3 protein-coding genes are annotated in these 2108 nt (G+C 44.9%); all 3 read left to right on the forward strand.

Annotated elements, in window-relative coordinates; all coding sequences use genetic code 11:
- The first annotated feature begins 162 nt into the window (after positions 1-162).
- Positions 163-480 (forward strand): hypothetical protein, encoded by a 318-nt coding sequence (locus KKE17_01785; protein MBU1708713.1) that lies wholly within the window; start codon positions 163-165, stop codon positions 478-480.
- A gap of 74 nt (positions 481-554) precedes the next feature.
- Positions 555-1391: a lysophospholipase gene (locus KKE17_01790; GenBank protein MBU1708714.1), complete on the forward strand. Its 837-nt coding sequence runs from the start codon at positions 555-557 to the stop codon at positions 1389-1391.
- Positions 1392-1531: 140 nt separating this feature from the next.
- Positions 1532-1963, forward strand: a complete 432-nt coding sequence (locus KKE17_01795) for a hypothetical protein (GenBank protein ID MBU1708715.1) — start codon at positions 1532-1534, stop codon at positions 1961-1963.
- The last annotated feature ends 145 nt before the right edge of the window (positions 1964-2108 follow it).

Here is a 2108-nt window from a genome sequence, read left to right on the forward strand (position 1 = left end):
AAAGATAGGATTTAACCGGACGATTGAGTAAGAAATAATTATAAACTGATTGTAAATCTGAACAAAATCATTGGGCCAAGAAAAAAGCTTTTCAGGCTGACAGGCCACTTTCACCAAGATGCTTTTTATACAGGCTCGTTATCTGATAAAAAGGATAAATTGATGAAAAACAAAAAATTATTTTTCTTAACAGTGTTACTACTAAATTCTCCTTCTTTGTACCTATTAATTCCTGATAGTATGGTGAGAATACTATTACTTTTACCATACTTGTTGTGGGTCAATATACCTGGGATTCCTTTAGCGCATTTAAAGTTTCCTTTTTATGAATTACATGAATTCGGCGCTGTCCCACAAAATTTAATTGGATGGTCTTTAATTGTTATATTCTGGATTTTTGTTGCTGGACTTTTGACGATAGCTATTAATATAGCTAAATACTATTTACAAAAGAAGCAGATAACAACTCACTGCTCTTGACCTTCACTATGGCGCTTCGCGCCTTCGTTCAGGCAAGAGAGTTCAAGCGTTGGGCATCAATCAAGGAGGGGGATATGAGAAAAGCATTGGTGGCAGTTGCAGCGGCTTTGTTTTGCATTTCGCTTGCGCATGCGCAAACCGATGTGCTGATTGAGATCGACAGGGGGCGAACGGAAGGAATTTTCACAAAATCCCCTGTGTTCCAGCGGGCGATCCTGGCCAAGCCGGCCAAGCCTACCGACACGGCTCTCTTGTATTTTCGGGGCTACCCGGGCATTGCAAGAATCAAGTCTGTGGCGGACAAGCAGCCCAATCTGCAACCTTTCATGAGAATGAACCAACGGTTTTTTGCAAAAGAAGGCATTGCGCTAGTGATCATGGACTGCCCTACTGATCAGTGGGGCATATCCGGGGGTCAGCCGACCGGTTGCCTTGACAGCTATCGGTCATCGAAAGAACACGCTGACGATGTGAGAAGCATCATCGCCAAACTCAGGGATGAGCACGGGATTTCAAGGATTTTTGTGATGGGACATAGCTTCGGAACGATCAGCTCGAGGTGGCTGGCAAAGAACCTCGGCAACGAGATCAGCGGCAGCATTCATTCCGCGTCGATGAACGGGCAAAATAGTCGGGGCTTTGCGAATTCACTTGCCGGGTTTTCCTATGACTCCACACCCGCCCCGGTGCTTCATGTTCATAACGAGAACGATGCCTGCCAGTACACGCCTTATTCGACCGTGAAGGAATATGCCGGCGAGAATCTGGTGACGGTGCGTGGCGGCGTGGCCGAGGGAGACCCCTGTGGTGGTGCCCACCTGCACTCCTACCAGGGACGCGAGGGGGTTGTGGTCAGATCAATCATTTCCTGGATAAAGACAGGGAGGGTAGATCGGCAGATCGGGGAATGAAAGTACCGACGAAGATGCTGAAGAAATTGGCTGGCAACACGCCCAACAATCGCATTGAGTAGGACGCGAAGAAGCGCGGCGGCCTTATCGGGCTAGGCTTTTGGCGCGCCTCTCATGCGTGGCGTTATGTTTCGGACAATATGAAAAAATTATCTATCATACTTACTCTTTGTCTATTCACTCTGATCTCTGGCTGTAAGCTAAAATTTGAAGATGTAAGCGACCATCCAGGATATAAACCCTTATTAAACACTCGCTTTTCTCTGACAAACGAGATGTTTATTTCTGGGGTTAATTTGTCACCTGGTTATGGCGAAGAAATTAATATATACACCATTAGCCCGACTCAGCCGACTTGGTCCGGTCCGGAGTTGATCACAAGAGATACCTTAACATCAGGAACAATTTTAAAAGTACTGGGATTTAGAAGAAGCATTAATTCCGTACTTTTCGAAGGTAAGAAAATTGAAGCTGTCGTGGCAGTAGAGCCTTACGAAATAGATGTAAATGTACCTGTTGTAATTGAATTAAAATATTTAACTTCAACCAAATACATCAAGAAAGTGGACTAAAACATAACATCTATATGGCCTTCGGTTGTCAAGGAATAAACTTCTCCCTTGGATCGAAAATCAAATAAGCAGTAAAAATTCTCCATCCTTCCGGCAGATTTCTTGACAACTAACCCGTTTGCGCTGCTTGCGTCTTCAATCGCGG

Source organism: Pseudomonadota bacterium (assembly GCA_018823135.1).
Taxonomy (GTDB): domain Bacteria; phylum Desulfobacterota; class Desulfobulbia; order Desulfobulbales; family CALZHT01; genus JAHJJF01.

What these genes read in the sequence shown, in the direction of transcription:
- KKE17_01785 (MBU1708713.1), top strand. Translation starts at nt 163, where the DNA reads ATGAAAAACAAAAAATTATTTTTCTTAACAGTGTTACTACTAAATTCT.
- KKE17_01790 (MBU1708714.1), top strand. Translation starts at nt 555, where the DNA reads ATGAGAAAAGCATTGGTGGCAGTTGCAGCGGCTTTGTTTTGCATTTCG.
- KKE17_01795 (MBU1708715.1), top strand. Translation starts at nt 1,532, where the DNA reads ATGAAAAAATTATCTATCATACTTACTCTTTGTCTATTCACTCTGATC.